Genomic DNA, 16,625 nt, shown 5'->3' with positions numbered 1-16,625 from the left:
TTTTAGTTATCGATTACCACACATTTCCCCTCTGCCAGATCCTGCTCCACACTCTTGAACTTGACGTCGGACTTGGTAGTACCGTCAGTATATTGTACGGTGACTTTGTCATTTCTTCCAAAAGTCTTCTCCACCTTTCTCGGTGCCACCGGCTGAGGGGCTGGTCTGCCGGCGCTGGCTGCGGCGACTGCCGCGCGTCCCGCTCCTGGGTTCAAAGAGCTTGCCACTTCCTCCTTGGAGGTCTGGACTTTGGGCTCCGCGGGACGCTGGGTCTGCGCCTGCTGCACCTGACCCGGATCCTGCCTTGGCAGATCGGCTCTGGAAAGGAAGGTGATCATGTCCTCGTTGAGCTTGCCTATGAAGCGCTTGAACATCTCAAATGCCTCAAACTTGTAGATCAAAAGCGGATCCTTCTGTTCGTAAACGGCGTTTTGCACCGACTGCTTCAGGTCGTCCATGTCGCGGAGATGCTCTTTCCAGTTTTGGTCGATGATCGCCAGCGAAACGTTCTTTTCGATGGACCTGATCAGTTCTCGGCCTTCTGAGCTGATGGTCGTCTCCAAATTGGTGACGACTCCGATCTGCTTCACTCCATCAGAGATCGGCACCATGATATCCTTGACGGTAGCTCCGCGCTCCTCCTGCACCCGCTTGAAAATCGGAAGTGCGGTAGAGGCTATGAGTTCGTTCTTTTTCACATAGTTTTCAAAAGTCACCGCATACAGCTCTTGCGTCAGCTTGGCTGCATCTTTGGACTTCAGGTCACCGTCTGAGATGTGGTAGTCCACACCCAAAGTGGTGAAGATGTTCATACGCAGGTCCTCCGCATTGTCGGTGGATTTGCCCATTTCGATGAGGCTTTCGCAGACATCGTAGAGGATATTGAGGATATCCAGCTCGAGTCGGTCGCCTTTGAGCGCGTTGCGGCGGCGCTTGTAGACCACCTCCCGCTGGGAGTTCATCACGTCATCGTACTCCAGCAGTCGCTTACGGGTGCCAAAGTTGTTTTCCTCCACCTTGCGCTGCGCGCGCTCGATAGACTTCGTGATCATGCTGTGCTGGATCACTTCGCCCTCTTCCAGACCCATGCGGTCCATCAGCTTGGCAATACGGTCTGAACCAAAGAGACGCATCAAGCTGTCCTCCAAGGAAACAAAGAACTGGGAAGAACCCACGTCCCCCTGACGACCGGAACGGCCCCTAAGCTGTCTATCCACACGACGGGACTCGTGGCGCTCGGTACCGATGATCGCCAGACCGCCGGCCTTTCTGGACTCTGCGGTCAGCTTGATATCCGTACCCCGACCCGCCATGTTGGTAGCGATGGTCACGGTGCCAGGCTTACCAGCCTCGGCGACGATCTCGGCCTCGCGGGCGTGTTGCTTCGCGTTGAGAACCTGATGCGGGATTCTTTTCAGCGTCAGCATACGGCTGAGTACTTCGGAGATTTCTACCGAAGTAGTACCCACCAACACTGGTCTGCCTGCGGCCACGAGTTCGTTGATCTCGTCGGTCACGGCGTTGAATTTCTCACGGACGGTCTTATAGACCTTGTCCTCTCGGTCAGCTCGGATGATTGGCTTGTTTGTAGGAATGACTACTACGTCAAGCTTATAAATTTCCCAGAATTCACCCGCCTCAGTTTCCGCTGTACCGGTCATACCAGCCAGCTTGTGGTACATTCTGAAGTAGTTTTGCAGGGTAATCGTCGCGTAGGTCTGGGTAGCGTCCTCCACTTTGACGTTTTCCTTGGCTTCGATCGCCTGGTGCAAACCGTCGGAATAGCGGCGACCTTCCATCACACGGCCGGTCTGCTCGTCGACGATCTTCACTTTGCCATCCACGATGATGTATTCCGTATCGCGCTCAAACATGCAATAAGCTTTGAGCAGCTGGTTGACGGTGTGGATACGCTGGGCTTTCACCCCGTAGTCTTTGATGACTTCCTCCTTGCGGACGAGTTTCTCTTTGTCGTCGATTTCGGTGCTTTTTTCCAACTCGGCAATCTCCACGCCGATATCCGGCAGGATGAAGAAGCTCGGATCCTCGTTTTTGGAAGTCATGGTCTCGATGCCGCGGTCGGTGAGATCCACCACGTTGGTCTTCTCATCGATGGTGAACAGCAGCGGCTCGTCTGCCTCCGGCATGTTGCGCTTGTTGTCCTGGAGGTAAAAGTTTTCCGTTTTTTGCAGAATCACGCGGATGCCCGGCTCGGAAAGGTACTTGATCAAAGGCTTGTACTTAGGCATCCCGCGATAAGCGCGGAAGAGCGCCAAGCCTCCATCTTTGTCGTTTCCGTCGGCGATTTGCTTTTTAGCCGTGGCCAAAAAGCCCTGGATCAGCTTACGCTGCTCATCGACCAAGGTCGCCACTCGCGGCTTCATCTGGTCAAACTCATGCACGTCGCCTCTCGGCACTGGGCCGGAGATGATCAGTGGGGTCCTTGCGTCATCGATCAACACGGAGTCCACCTCATCGACCATGGCGAAATGGTGCTTGCCCTGCACGAGGTCTCCCGCGTCACGGGCCATGTTGTCTCGGAGGTAGTCAAAGCCAAACTCGTTGTTGGTGCCATACACGATGTCGGAGGCGTAGGCTTTCTTTCTGCCAAAAGAATTAGGCTGGTACTTGTCGATGCAATCCACCGTCAAGCCGTGGAATTCAAAAAGTGGGGCATTCCACTCGGAGTCACGCTTGGCGAGGTAGTCGTTGACCGTCACCACGTGGACGCCACGGCCGGCGAGCGCATTCAGGAAAGCGGGTAGGGTAGAGACCAAGGTCTTACCTTCACCGGTCGCCATTTCGGCAATTTTCCCTTTGTGGAGCACCATACCACCGATCAGCTGCACATCGTAGTGAACCATATCCCACACGACTTCAGTCCCCGCGGCCATCCACTTGTTGTGCCAGATGGCTTGTTCGCCGTCTATTTCGACGTTTGGCTTGGTGGCCGAAAGCTCCCGGTCACGCATGGTCGCAGTGACGACCAGCTTGCCGTTTTCCTTGAAGCGACGGGCGGTCTCTTTTACCACTGCAAAAGCCTGGGGCATCACCTCCTCCAGCACCTTCTCCAGCTCGGTGTCCCTATCCTTCTCCAGCTTGTCGATTTCGTTGAAAAGCTGGTCTTTTTCATGGATGGACTGGGCTGGAAGCGCCTCGATTTTTGCGCGAAGCTCGGTGATATTTTCGTCGATGGACTTCAGCCGAGCGTTGATCACGTCTTTGATCTCGTAGGTCTTAGCCCGCAGACCGTCATCGTCAAGGCTTTTCAGGTTTTGAAAAGCCTGGTTGATTTCGGTCACTTTCGGAAGGAGCTCTTTGATATCTCTGTCGGACTTGGTGCCAAAAACCTTGGCCAATCCTTTTGCAATAAAATCTAGCATGTCTGTATATGGATTCCCGATTAGGGGGCTTAAAAGTAAGCCGTTTTTGTTAGAATTGGTAATGGATTCCCCTCCGGCAAGCTTGCCGAAAAGGGAGAATTCAGATCGTTATTTTCCCGGAGAAAACCTGCTCAGCTGGCCCTATGAGCCAAATTTTGCTGAAACTGCCATCGGGATTGGAGGCAAATTTCACGGACAGGTCACCGCCGAGTGTGTTGATTTTCACCCTACTTTGCCCCTGCCGCAGGCCGAATACCAGCGCTGCCGCCGTGACTCCAGTGCCGCAGGAAAGGGTCTCGTTTTCCACCCCACGCTCATAGGTGCGGACAAATATCCTGTCGTCTGCCTGGGCCTGGACAAAATTCACGTTGGTGCCGCCGGGAGCGTAGCCTGCGTCGTAGCGGATGGCTTTTCCCTCGTCAAAGACCGGATACTCCGCCACCTGCTCCACAAAGCGGACATGGTGCGGCGAGCCCGTGTTGACGAAAAAGTCGCCGGACTTCTCCTCGATACCGGCCACGTCGCCCATCAGCAGCTCCACCTGGCCTCCCGACAAAATCGCCTCATGCGGCCCATCGATCGCCAGAAAGTGGGTCTTGCCCTCGATGATTCCCAGAAAAGCCGAAAAGGCAACCGCGCATCTCGCACCGTTGCCACACATGCTCTGACTTCCGTCAGCATTGAAATAAACCATCTCAAAGTCGTAATCCCGATGGTTTTGGATCGCGATCAGTCCATCCGACCCGACGCCAAACTTGCGGTCGCAGAGTCTCCTGACCAAATCCAGGTTGCTCAGATCAAGGCTTCGGTCACGGTTGTCCACCATCACAAAGTCATTGCCCGTACCCTGGTATTTATAGAAATTGATTTCCATTCCCAACTATTTTCCCTTCTCTTGGCAAAAACTTCTCCAAGAGCCGATTGAACTGCAAACATAACCAAGTTGTCAGGAATTCGGACGGAATGTCTGATTATCAATTTTTAATCCGAGTCGGATTGGCTAATTTCAAAAATTGAACGGAAACGTAAACCAAAGAACCAACACCATGAAAAGTCTTGAAAACGGATTATCAAGAAGGGAATTTTTATCCAACACCTCCAAGGCGAGCCTGGCAGTAGGCTTGGTCGGCACGGGCATTTTAAGCGCCTGCTCCGGCGAGGTGAAAGGCGACGAGAAAGCCATTTTGGCCACCAGCTTTACCCAAACTCCACTCGCTTTTGATTTCGCAGCTCTGGAGCCGCACATCGATGCGCAGACCATGGAGATCCACTACACCAAGCATGCCGCAGGCTACGCCAAAAACCTGGGCGACGCGATCAGCGAAGAGACCGTAGACACCAACAAACCCCTCGAAGACGTGCTCGCCGAGGTATCCAAATACTCCACCAAAATGAGAAACAACGGCGGGGGACACTACAATCACGAACTGTTTTGGAAAGTGATGGGACCAAACGCTGGAGGCAAGCCTACGGGCGAGCTCGCAGCCGCCATCGATTCCTCTTTCGGAAGCTTCGAGGAGTTCGTCAGCAAGTTTGACGAGGCCGCAAAGACCCGGTTTGGCTCGGGCTGGGCTTGGCTGGTAGTCGGTGCCGACAAAAAGCTGGCCGTCGGCTCTACGCCAAACCAGGACAACCCGCTGATGGATATTTCCGAATTCAAGGGAACCCCACTGCTCGGACTGGACGTGTGGGAGCACGCCTACTACCTGCACTACCAAAACCGCCGTCCTGAGTACGTGACCGCCTTCTGGAATGTGGTCAATTGGAACACCGTCTCAGAGCGCTACGCTGCGGCATTGGTCTAAGCACCCTTTCAAATCAACCCACAAAAGGCCGGAGATTCCGGTCTTTTTGGTTTATTTTCGGCCCAAAATCAGAATTTCTTTTCCCATGCAAGATCCCAAGTCCCTTACTTCCGTCGCCTTGTTTCACGAGACGTTTAAGCATCCCGTTCTGCCTGAGCCGACCATCCCCTCCGAAAGCAGGTGCAATCTCCGCGTTTCGCTTTTGGCCGAGGAGCTGAAAGAACTCGAGGAAGGGATCAAAAACAAGGACATCGTGGAAATCGCCGATGCGCTCTGCGACCTGCAGTACGTGCTTTCGGGAGCCATTTTGGAATTTGGGCTGGGGGAAAAGTTCAAAGCCCTCTTTGACGAAGTGCAGCGCTCCAACATGAGCAAAGCCTGCGAGACCGAAGAGGAAGCCAAAGCCACCGTGGCCCACTATCAGGCCAAAGGCACGGCCTGTTTTTACGAAAAAGAAGGCGAGCTATTTCTGGTATTCCGGGAGGGCGACCGCAAGACCCTGAAGTCCGTCAACTACTCGCCCGCCGATCTGAAGGGGATAGTGGAAAAATAAGCTATTACGTCCATACGCAATCTTGCAAGTGAGCGAATCTGCTACTTCATCCGGGCTAGCCTGCTCAGGCAGGAGGGGATACCGATGACGGAAGACCGAAGCAGGGCAAAGCCTAAAGTTTAGCGTTCTTTCGGATAGGCTAGGCCACCTATTGGCGCAAAAGCAGATAATCCTATAAGCTATTTCTATAATTTGAATGAAAACCCGCTGCATACAGCGGGTTTTTTATTGGAAAAGGCAGAAAAGCAAAAAAGCCCCGCCCCGATGGCTATCGAGGCGAGGCTTCTGTACCAGGAACGGGAATCGAACCCGTACGGGGTTTCCCCCACAAGATTTTAAGTCTTGCGTGTCTACCTATTCCACCATCCCGGCTTACTCTACCTCCGTAGAGCCCTGCATCCCAAAATAGGATTGACCGGAAAATAAAAAAGCCCTTTTGCAAGGGCTTTTTTGGAGCGAGAGACGAGATTCGAACTCGCGACCCCGACCTTGGCAAGGTCGTGCTCTACCAACTGAGCTACTCTCGCTTATTTTGATTCTCCAGACGTGTTCTGGGCGAATTGTGGATGCAAAGGTAAGCCCCAAATGTAATTTTACAAGCCTCACCCAAATAAATTTTTCAACACTTTCGTCGAAAAACACCCTACAGACTGATTTTCAGAACTTTTCAAAAATCGTAGGATGCGAGGATTTTGACCATCTCCACCACATTTCTCGCCCCTAGCTTTCTCAGGATGTTCTTTCGGTGGGTCGCCACGGTATTGATCGAGATCGCCAGGATCTCGCCGATCTCCTTGGATTCCTTGCCTTCCAGCATGTATTCCACGATTTGCCGCTCCTTGCTGGTCAGCTTGACTGCGCGGTCGACGGGGGAGTTTTTGCTGACGAAGATTTTGGCTCCTCCGTCACTTGTAAAGGTATAGTTCCAGTCATAACCCTTGGACTTGGGCGGAGCGGACAGCTGCACGATTATATGCAGGTCCATGATGAAATTGCCCGCTTCGTCGATCACATAGGGCCGCACTTTGGAAGTCATCCAGATTATCTCCTTGGTGCTGCGGTGCACCCAGCGGGTCGTGTAGGAAAACTCAAAGGTGTGGCGCTCGGGTAGGGAAAGATTGTGAAACACCTCAAATACGATCTGCTGAAAGCGAAAAAGCTCAGGCCTGTCGTCAGGATGGATCATTGCCATGGAAGTCTCCATCCCCTGATTGCGAAACATCGCCTCCGGGTAGCCGGTCAATTCTTCCACGTTTCCCGTGAAAAAAGCCAGGTTCAGATTCCGATAGTCGAAACAGGCCAAAACCAGGCCTTCCTTCATCCCTATGGATTTTCCAAGAGCTTCCAGCTCCATCTTGAGCTTCTGCTCGTCGATGTGACCCTGGAACTCCTGCTCCTTCCACTGCTTAAAAAACTTGGTATACTTATCCTGCTTCTTCAGGTCCCTGAGTAATACCCTATCCATGTAAAAACAACGCCCTAGTTTTAACTAAATCGTAGTTAAGATAGGAGAAACACCGAATCAATCCAATTTCTTTTTTATCTCGTGAAGTTTTAATAGCGCCTCGATCGGTGAGATGGAGTTGATATCGATCTGGTCCAAAAGCTCTTTGGCTTGGGTAAATTTCGGATCCATCTCAAACAGACTGAGTTGGAAATTGTTTTTGGGGATGGATTTCATGCTTTCCTTCTTCTCAGTCACTGCCTTGTCTTTTTCCAGATGTCCCATGATCTCCGCAGCACGCAAGACGACCGGATTGGGCATGCCCGCCATCTGGGCGACGTGGATACCAAAGCTGTGCTCGCTGCCGCCTTCTTTTAGCTTGCGCATGAAGATCACCTTGTTGCCGACTTCTTTGACGGCCACGTTGAAGTTTTTGATGCGGGGAAAATCCTCCGCGAGCTGATTGAGCTCATGATAGTGGGTGGCAAAAAGCGTCTTGGCCTTGAAGGTCGGATGGCTGTGCAAAAACTCCACGATGGACCAGGCTATCGAGATCCCGTCATAGGTCGAGGTACCGCGCCCGATCTCGTCCATCAGCACGAGGCTTCGATCCGAGAGATTGTTGAGGATGCTGGCCGTCTCGGTCATCTCCACCATGAAGGTGGATTCGCCCTTGGACAGGTTGTCCGAAGCGCCCACGCGGGTGAACACTTTGTCGATGATCCCTACCCGGGCAAAAGACGCCGGCACAAAGCTGCCCATTTGGGCCATCAGCACGATCAGCGCCGTCTGCCGCAGCAACGCCGACTTACCGGCCATGTTGGGCCCGGTGATGATGATGATCTGCTGGCTGTCGTGGTCGAGGTAGATGTCATTCGGCACGTAGTGCTCCCCGGGAGGGAGCTGTTTCTCGATCACCGGATGGCGCCCATCTTTGATTTCCAAGGTTTCCGTTTCGGAGACTTTTGGACGGCAGTAGCCATTGCTCAGTGCCACTTGGGCAAAGGAGATCAAGGCATCCAGCGTCCCGAGTACACGGGCATTTTGCTGGATCTGAGTGACGAACTGTGCTGCCTCCTGCACCAAGGCGATGAAATACTTTTGCTCCAAGGCTATCATGCGCTCCTCGGCATGGAGGATTTTTTCCTCGTAGTCCTTGAGCTCTGGCGTGATGTAGCGCTCGGCATTCACGAGCGTCTGCTTGCGGATCCATTCCTGGGGCACCTTGTCCTTGTGGGCATGGGTGACTTCCAAGTAGTAGCCGAAGACCTTGTTGTAGGAGATTTTCAGCGAGGAGATTCCCGTTTGCTGGATTTCACGCTGCTGAATCTGCACGAGGAAATCCTTGCCCTTATTGGCCAGGCCTCGGTATTCGTCCAGCTCAGGATCCACTCCGTCCTTGATCACGCCCCCTTGGTGCACCAGCATGGGCGCATCTTCCTGTAGCTCGTTTTCGATCTTTTCGAGCAAAAACTCGCAGGGATGGATCTGGTCAGACAGGCGCTTGAGCGTGGGATTTTTCTGTTCTTTGAGGAGTTCCTTGATCGGCAAGGTGGCTTTCAGCGCCCGCTTGATCTGGTTCATCTCACGGGGATTGGCGCGGCCCACCACGACTTTGGAAATGAGTCGCTCCAAGTCCCCAACGTGCCGCAATTGGGGAAGTATTTGATCCAAGAGGGCGGAGTTTTGGAAGAAAAACTCGACCACATTTTGCCGCTCCTCGATGGGCTGCTTTTCCTTCAGGGGCAGCACCATCCACTTTTTCATCATTCTGGAGCCCATCGGTGTCACAGTCTGATCCAAAATCTGGATCAGGGGCACGCCACCCTCGTGCTGGGGAAAAACCAGCTCCAGGTTTCGGATGGTAAACTTGTCCAGCCAAACGTATTTCTCCTCGGCAATCCTCGAAATCGCCGCAATGTGCTGGACTTCCCTGTGCTCGGTTTCCTCCAGATAGTATAGAATCGCCCCAGCTGCGACGATACCAGCGGGAAGATCTTCGATGCCAAAACCCTTGAGGTTGGCTGTGCCAAAGTGGTTTTTCAGCTTTTCGTAAGTGAAATCGTACTGGAAAACCCAATCCTCGCAATGGAAGGTGATGAAGTCGTTTTTGATCAGCTCAGCGGCGGTGCTTTTGGCGGCTTTGGAAAAGATGATTTCCGAAGGGGCAAAGCTTTGCAAAAGCTTGTCCAGGTAGGCCGCATTGCCCTCCGCACACATAAATTCCCCCGTAGACACGTCCAAAAAGGCGATTCCGTGCTTTTCCTTGCCAAAATGGATAGCCGCCAAAAAGTTGTTTTTTCGGGTGTCCAGCACCTGGTCGTTGTAGGAGAGACCGGGTGTCACCAGCTCGGTGACGCCGCGCTTGACGATGCCTTTGACCGATTTGGGGTCTTCCAGCTGGTCGCAGATGGCCACGCGGTTTCCCGCCCGAACGAGCTTCGGAAGGTAGTTGTCCAGGGAATGGTGGGGAAAACCCGCCAACTCGATGTGCGAAGCGGATCCGTTGGCGCGCTTGGTGAGCACGATGTCCAGCACCTTGCTCGCCACGACGGCATCCTCGCCAAAAGTCTCGTAAAAATCCCCCACGCGAAAGAGCAACAAAGCTCCGGGATGCTTGGCCTTGATGGCATTGTATTGCTTCATCAGGGGCGTTTCCTGACCATCTTTGGATCTACTCATGGGGTGAAAAAGGGATTTGTGTTACTTTTGGACTTCAAAATCAGGCCTGAAAATAGGCGATTAGCCAAGGAGATCAAAAACGATGAAGAAATTAAGCATGGAGGAATTGGACCGGATTTCGGTCGGGGAATTCAAGGAAACCGAGAAATCCCCCATCGTCCTGGTCCTGGACAACGTACGAAGCCTAAACAATGTCGGCTCGGCTTTTCGTACCGCGGATGCCTTTCGCATAGCCAAAATCTACCTCTGCGGCATCACCGGCACGCCTCCCCATCGCGACATCCAAAAAACCGCCCTCGGTGCCACCGAATCCGTGGAATGGGAATACTGTCTCAATACCGGCATTGCAGTCGAAAAACTCAAATCCAGTGGCTATCGGCTTTGCGCACTGGAGCAGGTCGAAAACTCCACCATGCTCAATGAATTTACCCCGGAAAAAGGGGGAAAATATGCCCTGATCTTCGGAAACGAGGTTTTCGGAGTGGAAGAGGACGTGCTCAAAGCCTGCGACCAAGTCCTGGAAATCCCCCAACTGGGAACCAAGCATTCGCTCAATATCTCCGTGTCGCTGGGGATCGCCGTGTGGGACCTGATGGTGAAGCTGGAGCAGTTTTAGTCTTTGCTAAAACGGTACCTAATGCCAAATGAGCCTCGCAGAATACTGGATTCTCCAACTATTCCAGCTGCTTCCATTTGGAAACCGAAGTCTTTTTGCTCAAAGGGATAAATATTTAAACCGACAGGAACCACTACGCCAGAGAAATTTCCAACACGCCCTCCCACACCAGCATAAAACTCATACCGATCTGTTCTTTTCAACATATAGTTTGCAGCAATTTCGGCAGACAAATCTTCAAAATACTGATCTGTTCCTATCCTCAATTCAGGAATAAACTTTTCGCCGAACTGATGATTGACTCCGACAAAAGGCAGGTTGCTTTGGTGAAAAGCTACAGTAGTCTGTGAATAGGCAGCTATAGAAAATAGCGCAAAACAAGCAATCAAAAGGTGATTTCTCATTTTGCGAATTTACCATACTTTAATTAAAAACCTAATTCACTAAGCTTGACATGGGTCTTGATCAGGTTGGAGCTGGCTTTGGCGACGATTTTTCCCGAGTCCTTTCGGATGACTGCTTCCCAGTGATTCAGGTTTGACCCCGAGCGGACGAGCTTCGCGCCGACTTCCAGGGTTTCTCCGATTTGCGCAGCGGAGAGGAAATCCACATTCAGGTTGATGCTGGTCATCAGATATTCCGATCCAGCGATAAAATTGCCCAACCCGATCACCTCGTCCAGCATCAGGGAGGCCACGCCTCCATGGAGGATTCGACCAGGATTGCACATATCGGCCCTCACGACATAGGAAACCTGGATATGATGGCTATCCACGTGGAGCAGTTTGCCTCCAAGCCAATTGCCTGCTGCCGAGGGAGTCTTGTTGAGTGTTTTTCCGATCTGACTCTTAAATAGTTCCAATAGTTGGTTTGCAGTGTTTTCCATGTTAGTTGGTTTTCGCCAAAAGCCGAAGATAGTCTTCGGCGATGGTTTTCAGAGCCTCTTTTTCTTCCTCACCCGCCCAAAGCGGAAAAGATTTTTCCCCTACGATGAGTTTAAATTCCGCATCTCCCTTTATGGCCGGTAGCAACTTTTTGAACAGCTCCAAGTGCGCGTGGTTGTTGCCATTGGCAAAATCAAAAATCTCTTGGTTTCCGGACAGGCTCGTTTGGATCCGAACCGGCCAATCGGCATTTGCAAGCTCAAAATAAACGTAGGCTTCGTCTTTGCTCGGGTTTAGGAGAATCACCAGGTCCAGCGTGGGTCTGGTGTCCGTTTCCAGCCGGTTTCGATGGCGAAAGAGCGTCATACCGGCATCCCGCCTGATTTCCCGCTCGTAGTTGATCGCCCGCACATTCTGAAAATAGATGCGATCTGAGTCGGCGACTTTGAAACTGCGGTCTTCACCGGTATTGTCAGCACGATACTCATTGAAAAATGAAAGGACCAAAACCAACGCCAAGGCCGAAAAAATGAAGATTTTGAGGACCTTGACCAGTTCCGGAGTCAGTATGGAATCACGTCCTGCCATTTATTTTTGATCAAAGTGCTAGACTTTACCTCACATAGGAGCCCGCATTCATATCTATGGAAGTGCCCGTCGCATGATCCGCCAGACCCGAGCAGAGCAGCGTCACCATGGGAGCAATGTCCTCTGGGCGCGTCAGCTCGTTGAGTGCGATATCCTTCAGCGCGAAATCCTCCCCGTATTCTGCCAAAATCTCGTTTGCCATGTCCGTGCGGGTAAACCCGGGAGCGATGAGGAAAGCCTTGATACCCTGCTTGCCGTAGTGTCGGGCAATAGATCGAGTCAGGCTGACCAGCGCCCCTTTGGAGGCGGCGTAGGCCAAATAATCGGGCGTATCTCCACGAAATGCCGCCCGCGAAGAGATCGTCACAATCCTCCCGTTTTCTTGGCTTTTCGCTTGCTCGATAAACTCCTTGGACAAAATCCCAACTGCCGTCGCGTTTACCGCCATGGTTTTCTCCCAAACCTGAAGCCATTCCGTCGAAAGCATCGAATCCGGCGCGGAAAGGGCGATTCCGGCATTGTTGACCAAGCCTGTCAGCGGGCCGTATTTTTCCACCAGTCCTGGGACAAAGCCGATCACTTGTTCAGGATGGGAGAGGTCGCAGGATTCCAAATGGGCGGTGTTTTTCAGCTCACTCAGCAAGCTTTCGGCCTCGGCCTTGTTGGAATTGAAGTGGATGATCACCTCTGCGCCCGAGTCAGAGAGCTGTCTGGCGATCGCCCTCCCAATGCCCCGGGAGGCGCCTGTGACCAAAATCCTCTGGTTTTTTAGCGAGATATTCATAGAAAAGGGAGTCTTCTCACCACTTTTCCCTTAAGACCAAAGACTGGACGTGGGACAGGTGATGGGTGGAGTGCCAGGCATACATGAGCGTGATTTCGCCCAGATCCTGGCTTCGCTGCTTCTCGGGATGGAAATAGGTTTTGTCAAAGTCCTCCTTTCCCATAGCGTCCAGGACTACGCCCCACTTCAGGTGGGTGGCTTTGAGTATAGCCAGCGAAGGCTCAATGGGAAGCTGGGAGTCAGCCAGTTTTGCCCATTCCGCTTCTTCGTAGGGCTTGATGGTAGGATTTTGCTCGGTCAGCGCCAGCTTGAAGCGGACAAAGGCATTCATGTGGCTATCGGCGCAGTGATGGACCAGCTGACGGACAGTCCAGCCACCAGGTCGGTAGGGGGTGTCCAGCTGGGCGAGGGACAAGGGGCTGACCGCGGTGAAAAGATGGGCAGGAAAGGCCTTGATCGTGGCGACAGCCTCTTGGATCAAGCTTTCAGTGATGTTTTCCGGCGCTTTAAATTTGCCGATGGGGTACTTCAGCAGTTCGATATCTATATCCATGGTAAAAGTCTATTTTTGATATACGCTACTTTGCCAGTAATAACCTTAGACTAGTATTAGAAGCGGGAAACCATGTCGAAAACGCTACATCGGTCTTCGCCTGCCCGACGGGTCGGGGTCATCGGTCTTCCAGCCCGATTGTTATTGAAAATTCGCTGACTGGCAGAAAAGCGTATATACAGTAAATCTATTGGCCACCGGCGGCGATGGTAGCCAAATCTACATGTTTTGCCCCACAGTCCAAAAGCACATTGGCGCAGGCGCAGAGCGTCGCTCCGGTCGTAATCACGTCATCCACGAGCAGGATCCTGAGTCCCTGGATTGCTTCTCCCTTTTTCAGCTCAAAGACTTCTTCCACATTCTCCAGACGCTGAAGCCTACTCTTTTTGGTCTGGGTTTCGGTGAACTTTCTTCGATCCAAAAGACTGTTCATACTGATATCCAGTGATTTAGCCAGTCCTTTGGCGAATTCCTCACTTTGGTTGAATCCCCTTCGCTTCTGCTTCAGCGGATGTAGGGGTACAGGCACGATCACATCCCACTCGGATCTAAAACCCTCTTTGTCAAGAGACTGGCCAAAAAGCCGGCCCATTTCAACGCCTATTTCCGGCATGTGACGATACTTGAGCTGGTGGAGCAGCTTTTGGCTTTTTCCCTTTTTGGTAAACCTCAGAAAAGCCATAGCTCTGTGAACTGGCATCAGACCTCGGATCTTGGAGGTCAGCTCATTGTCAAAAGGCCTGAGGTGAAAATTGGCCACAGGGAGCGTTCCCTGGCATACCGTGCAGAGGCAGGGCTCAAAGTCAAACAGTGCACGTCCACACTGGGGACAGTTTCTGGGAAAAATGAGATCCAAAAAATCTTGCAGAAAAAGTAAACGCATCAGTAAAAAGTTCTGTTGTTAGCCCTCAGGGTCGAATATGCCGTATATTTGCCTTTTATAAAGTATTAATCCTTAAGTTAATGAATCTGATAGAGGAATTCAACGCCTACAGAGCCAAGATGAACGAAAAAATCCTGGCTGAGGACAACAAGGTCATCAAGCGGTTTTTCAACTTGGACACCAACACTTACGCTGAAGGCGAGTTGGATATCAAGACCAAGGAAATGATCGGCTTGGCCTGCTCCATGGTACTGCGCTGCGACGACTGCATCAAGTACCACTTGGGGAAAAGCCATGAGGCGGGACTGAAAAAGGAGGAAATCTTTGAGGTGTTTTCGATTGCCATGGTGATCGGCGGTTCTATTGTGATCCCCCACCTCCGTAGAGCCGTGGAATACTGGGAAGAACTTGAAAATCAGTAAGTTAAGATATGTTTAAGCGAGATCTAGACCTGGAAAAGCGCTGGTCCAAACTGCTGGACGGCCTGAAGGAGACCATTGGCAAAAAACCAAACGACCTGAATGGCGTTCTCTTTCTAATAGGCGTGCAGGAGCTCGGCAAAGGAACCCGTGCGTTCTCCAAGGAGCAAAAGCAAGATCTCATGCATATTGCCATCTGCAAGGTGCTCAGCTATGCGGGCTTTTATGAGTTGGATTTCGTAGACCAAGACGGATGGCCGCACTGGAATCTGGTGAAAGAATTGCCGCATTTTGACCTTCTTGCTCAGGAAAAACTCCTTAAACTCCATGTATTGGAGTATTTTGAAAAAGAATACGAAATAGAAATCTGAATGAAACTGATCTCCTATAACGTCAACGGAATTCGGGCAGCCATCAACAAAGGCTTTGTGCAATGGCTGAAAGACGAAAACCCTGATGTCATCGGCCTTCAGGAAATCAAGGCTCAGGAAAAGGACGTGGATGCGTCCATTTTCCAGGATCTGGGCTATCATCTGTATTGGTACCCAGCCGTCAAAAAGGGCTACAGCGGTGTGGCTATTTTCTCCAAAGTCAAACCGAAATCCGTCAAATATGGGATGGGCCTAGATCGGTATGACGACGAGGGGAGAATGATCCAGGCAGATTTTGGGGATTTTTCCTTCATCTCTTCCTACTTTCCATCGGGTACGACCGGGGACATCCGCCAAAAATTCAAGTACGGTTTTCTCGATGACATCTTTGGCTACATGCAGGATATGAGAAGGGAAAACCAAAACCTCATCCTGAGCGGAGACTACAACATCTGCCATAAGGCTATAGACATCCACAATCCCGTCGCCAACAAAAACACTTCGGGATTCTTGCCTGAGGAGCGAGCCTGGATGGACAAGTTTACGGAGTCTGGATTTATAGACAGCTTTCGCCACTTCAATCCCGATCCGCACCACTACAGCTGGTGGAGCTACCGAGCCAATTCGAGGGCCAAAAATCTCGGCTGGCGCATAGATTATCACATGGCTACCAATGAATTGCAAAACAGACTGAAAAGTGCCGTAATTTTGCCAGACGTTATCCATTCCGACCATTGCCCCATCAAGCTGGAAATCGCGTAAGAAAAATCAACAAGAACTGAATCATAGAATATTTCCCAGATGAAGTCCATTAAAATTTCAATCCCTTCCCTGATAGAGAACATCAAGGTCATCGAAAGCTTTATCGACAACGCAAAAGATAAATTTGAGATTAACGATGACATCTATGGGAATATCATGATCTCCGTGACTGAGTGCATCAGCAATGCCATTCTTCACGGAAACAGAAGCGACAAAAACAAACTCGTCCACCTAGAGCTGATGATGGAAGAAGACCAGCTCAAGTTCATCATTGAGGACGAAGGCGAGGGTTTCGACCTGCAGGAGCTTCAAGATCCGACGGCGCCTGAAAACATCGAAAAACCGGGAGGAAGGGGAATTTTCCTTATCCGCCATCTCAGCGACGATGTAAAGTTTGAAGAGGGCGGAAAGAAAACAGTCCTTTCTTTTTACATGGAATAGGCATGGCGATCAATTTCTTTTCCGAAGCGATCAAATTCAGTCTGCCGGAGAAAAACCGAAGAAAAGCCTGGCTAAAACAACTAGCCAAGTCCGAGGATTTCAAGATAGGGGAGCTCAATTACATCTTTTGCTCCGATGAATACCTATACGACATCAACGTCGAGTACTTGGATCACGACACCTACACGGACATCATCACCTTTGACAATTCAGAGGAGGAAAAGCAACTAGAAGGGGACATCTTCATCAGCATTGACCGTGTAAGGGAAAACGCAACGAAGCATGGACAAGATGAAGCCTCAGAACTCAGCAGAGTGATCAGTCACGGACTCTTCCACCTGATGGGCTATAAAGACAAATCCAAGGAACAGTCTGCCGCAATGAGATCCCAAGAGGAACTCGCCATCAAATTATACGAGAATATTTAACTGTTCCACGTGGAACATGAGCAACGACA

At 51.4% G+C, this 16,625-nt stretch carries 18 protein-coding genes and 2 tRNA genes; 8 read left to right on the top strand and 12 right to left on the bottom strand.

All coding sequences use genetic code 11. The annotated features are described in order from the left end of the window. Window positions 1–2: 2 nt before the first annotated feature. Window positions 3–3,383 (bottom strand): preprotein translocase subunit SecA, encoded by a 3,381-nt coding sequence (gene secA, locus J0A68_RS02440; protein ID WP_206576596.1) that lies wholly within the window; start codon window positions 3,381–3,383, stop codon window positions 3–5. 100 nt (window positions 3,384–3,483) lie between these two features. After that, the gene (gene dapF / locus J0A68_RS02435; protein WP_206576595.1) at window positions 3,484–4,257 is read right to left on the bottom strand and encodes a diaminopimelate epimerase; all 774 of its coding nucleotides are present in this window, start codon (window positions 4,255–4,257) and stop codon (window positions 3,484–3,486) included. A 172-nt stretch (window positions 4,258–4,429) separates the two neighbouring features. Here dapF and J0A68_RS02430 point away from each other — a divergent pair, with 172 nt between their 5' ends. Together J0A68_RS02430 and J0A68_RS02425 are read left to right on the top strand one after the other, a co-directional pair. Further along, the gene (locus tag J0A68_RS02430; protein WP_206576594.1) at window positions 4,430–5,188 is read left to right on the top strand and encodes a superoxide dismutase; all 759 of its coding nucleotides are present in this window, start codon (window positions 4,430–4,432) and stop codon (window positions 5,186–5,188) included. An 85-nt stretch (window positions 5,189–5,273) separates the two neighbouring features. After that, a complete protein-coding gene (locus J0A68_RS02425; protein WP_206576592.1) occupies window positions 5,274–5,741 on the top strand; it encodes a pyrophosphohydrolase domain-containing protein in 468 nt (155 codons plus the stop codon). 288 nt (window positions 5,742–6,029) lie between these two features. Here the strand turns inward: J0A68_RS02425 and J0A68_RS02420 are convergent. The 4 genes from J0A68_RS02420 to mutS all read right to left on the bottom strand — a co-directional run bounded on the left by J0A68_RS02420 (window position 6,030) and on the right by mutS (window position 9,867). Further along, window positions 6,030–6,113: transfer RNA gene (locus tag J0A68_RS02420), tRNA-Leu, on the bottom strand. A 79-nt stretch (window positions 6,114–6,192) separates the two neighbouring features. Then, window positions 6,193–6,268: transfer RNA gene (locus J0A68_RS02415), tRNA-Gly, on the bottom strand. A gap of 140 nt (window positions 6,269–6,408) precedes the next feature. Next, window positions 6,409–7,206 carry a LuxR C-terminal-related transcriptional regulator gene (locus J0A68_RS02410; protein WP_206576591.1) on the bottom strand — a complete coding sequence of 266 codons (798 nt, stop codon included), beginning with the start codon at window positions 7,204–7,206 and terminating at the stop codon, window positions 6,409–6,411. A gap of 57 nt (window positions 7,207–7,263) precedes the next feature. Continuing rightward, entirely contained in the window at window positions 7,264–9,867 is a 2,604-nt protein-coding gene (gene mutS / locus J0A68_RS02405; protein ID WP_206576590.1) for a DNA mismatch repair protein MutS, read from the bottom strand. 82 nt (window positions 9,868–9,949) lie between these two features. Between mutS and J0A68_RS02400 the strand changes: the two genes are divergently transcribed. Then, window positions 9,950–10,483: an RNA methyltransferase gene (locus tag J0A68_RS02400; protein WP_236021322.1), complete on the top strand. Its 534-nt coding sequence runs from the start codon at window positions 9,950–9,952 to the stop codon at window positions 10,481–10,483. Here J0A68_RS02400 and J0A68_RS02395 read toward each other — a convergent pair. From J0A68_RS02395 to J0A68_RS02370, 6 genes are all read right to left on the bottom strand, one after another. Continuing rightward, window positions 10,480–10,887, bottom strand: coding sequence for a hypothetical protein (locus J0A68_RS02395; protein WP_206576589.1), 408 nt, complete (start codon window positions 10,885–10,887; stop codon window positions 10,480–10,482). The two genes, J0A68_RS02400 and J0A68_RS02395, sit on opposite strands and share 4 nt — an antisense overlap. 23 nt (window positions 10,888–10,910) lie before the next feature. Next, window positions 10,911–11,369, bottom strand: coding sequence for a PaaI family thioesterase (locus tag J0A68_RS02390; protein ID WP_206576588.1), 459 nt, complete (start codon window positions 11,367–11,369; stop codon window positions 10,911–10,913). A 1-nt stretch (window position 11,370) separates the two neighbouring features. Further along, window positions 11,371–11,955: a hypothetical protein gene (locus J0A68_RS02385; RefSeq protein WP_206576587.1), complete on the bottom strand. Its 585-nt coding sequence runs from the start codon at window positions 11,953–11,955 to the stop codon at window positions 11,371–11,373. Window positions 11,956–11,980: 25 nt separating this feature from the next. Then, window positions 11,981–12,739 carry an SDR family NAD(P)-dependent oxidoreductase gene (locus J0A68_RS02380; RefSeq protein ID WP_206576586.1) on the bottom strand — a complete coding sequence of 253 codons (759 nt, stop codon included), beginning with the start codon at window positions 12,737–12,739 and terminating at the stop codon, window positions 11,981–11,983. Between the two features lie 16 nt (window positions 12,740–12,755). Continuing rightward, complete coding sequence (locus J0A68_RS02375) at window positions 12,756–13,292, bottom strand: YfiT family bacillithiol transferase (RefSeq protein WP_206576585.1); 537 nt, start codon at window positions 13,290–13,292, stop codon at window positions 12,756–12,758. Window positions 13,293–13,479: 187 nt separating this feature from the next. After that, the gene (locus tag J0A68_RS02370; protein ID WP_206576584.1) at window positions 13,480–14,175 is read right to left on the bottom strand and encodes a ComF family protein; all 696 of its coding nucleotides are present in this window, start codon (window positions 14,173–14,175) and stop codon (window positions 13,480–13,482) included. Between the two features lie 80 nt (window positions 14,176–14,255). On the opposite strand from J0A68_RS02370, the gene J0A68_RS02365 reads away from it, so the two are divergent. Genes J0A68_RS02365 through ybeY form a run of 5 tightly spaced genes read left to right on the top strand, consistent with a single transcriptional unit; the run spans window position 14,256 to window position 16,596 of the window. Then, entirely contained in the window at window positions 14,256–14,597 is a 342-nt protein-coding gene (locus J0A68_RS02365; protein ID WP_206576583.1) for a carboxymuconolactone decarboxylase family protein, read from the top strand. Between the two features lie 8 nt (window positions 14,598–14,605). After that, window positions 14,606–14,965, top strand: coding sequence for a hypothetical protein (locus J0A68_RS02360; RefSeq protein ID WP_206576582.1), 360 nt, complete (start codon window positions 14,606–14,608; stop codon window positions 14,963–14,965). Next, complete coding sequence (locus J0A68_RS02355) at window positions 14,966–15,727, top strand: exodeoxyribonuclease III (protein WP_206576581.1); 762 nt, start codon at window positions 14,966–14,968, stop codon at window positions 15,725–15,727. A gap of 39 nt (window positions 15,728–15,766) precedes the next feature. Next, window positions 15,767–16,168, top strand: a complete 402-nt coding sequence (locus tag J0A68_RS02350; protein ID WP_206576580.1) for an ATP-binding protein — start codon at window positions 15,767–15,769, stop codon at window positions 16,166–16,168. A gap of 2 nt (window positions 16,169–16,170) precedes the next feature. Next, the gene (ybeY, locus tag J0A68_RS02345; protein ID WP_206576579.1) at window positions 16,171–16,596 is read left to right on the top strand and encodes an rRNA maturation RNase YbeY; all 426 of its coding nucleotides are present in this window, start codon (window positions 16,171–16,173) and stop codon (window positions 16,594–16,596) included. The last annotated feature ends 29 nt before the right edge of the window (window positions 16,597–16,625 follow it).

Source organism: Algoriphagus oliviformis (assembly GCF_017254915.1).
Taxonomy (GTDB): domain Bacteria; phylum Bacteroidota; class Bacteroidia; order Cytophagales; family Cyclobacteriaceae; genus Algoriphagus; species Algoriphagus oliviformis.
The sequence above is the reverse complement of the archived record's forward strand: the minus strand, read 5'-3'. Positions and strand labels throughout refer to the sequence as shown.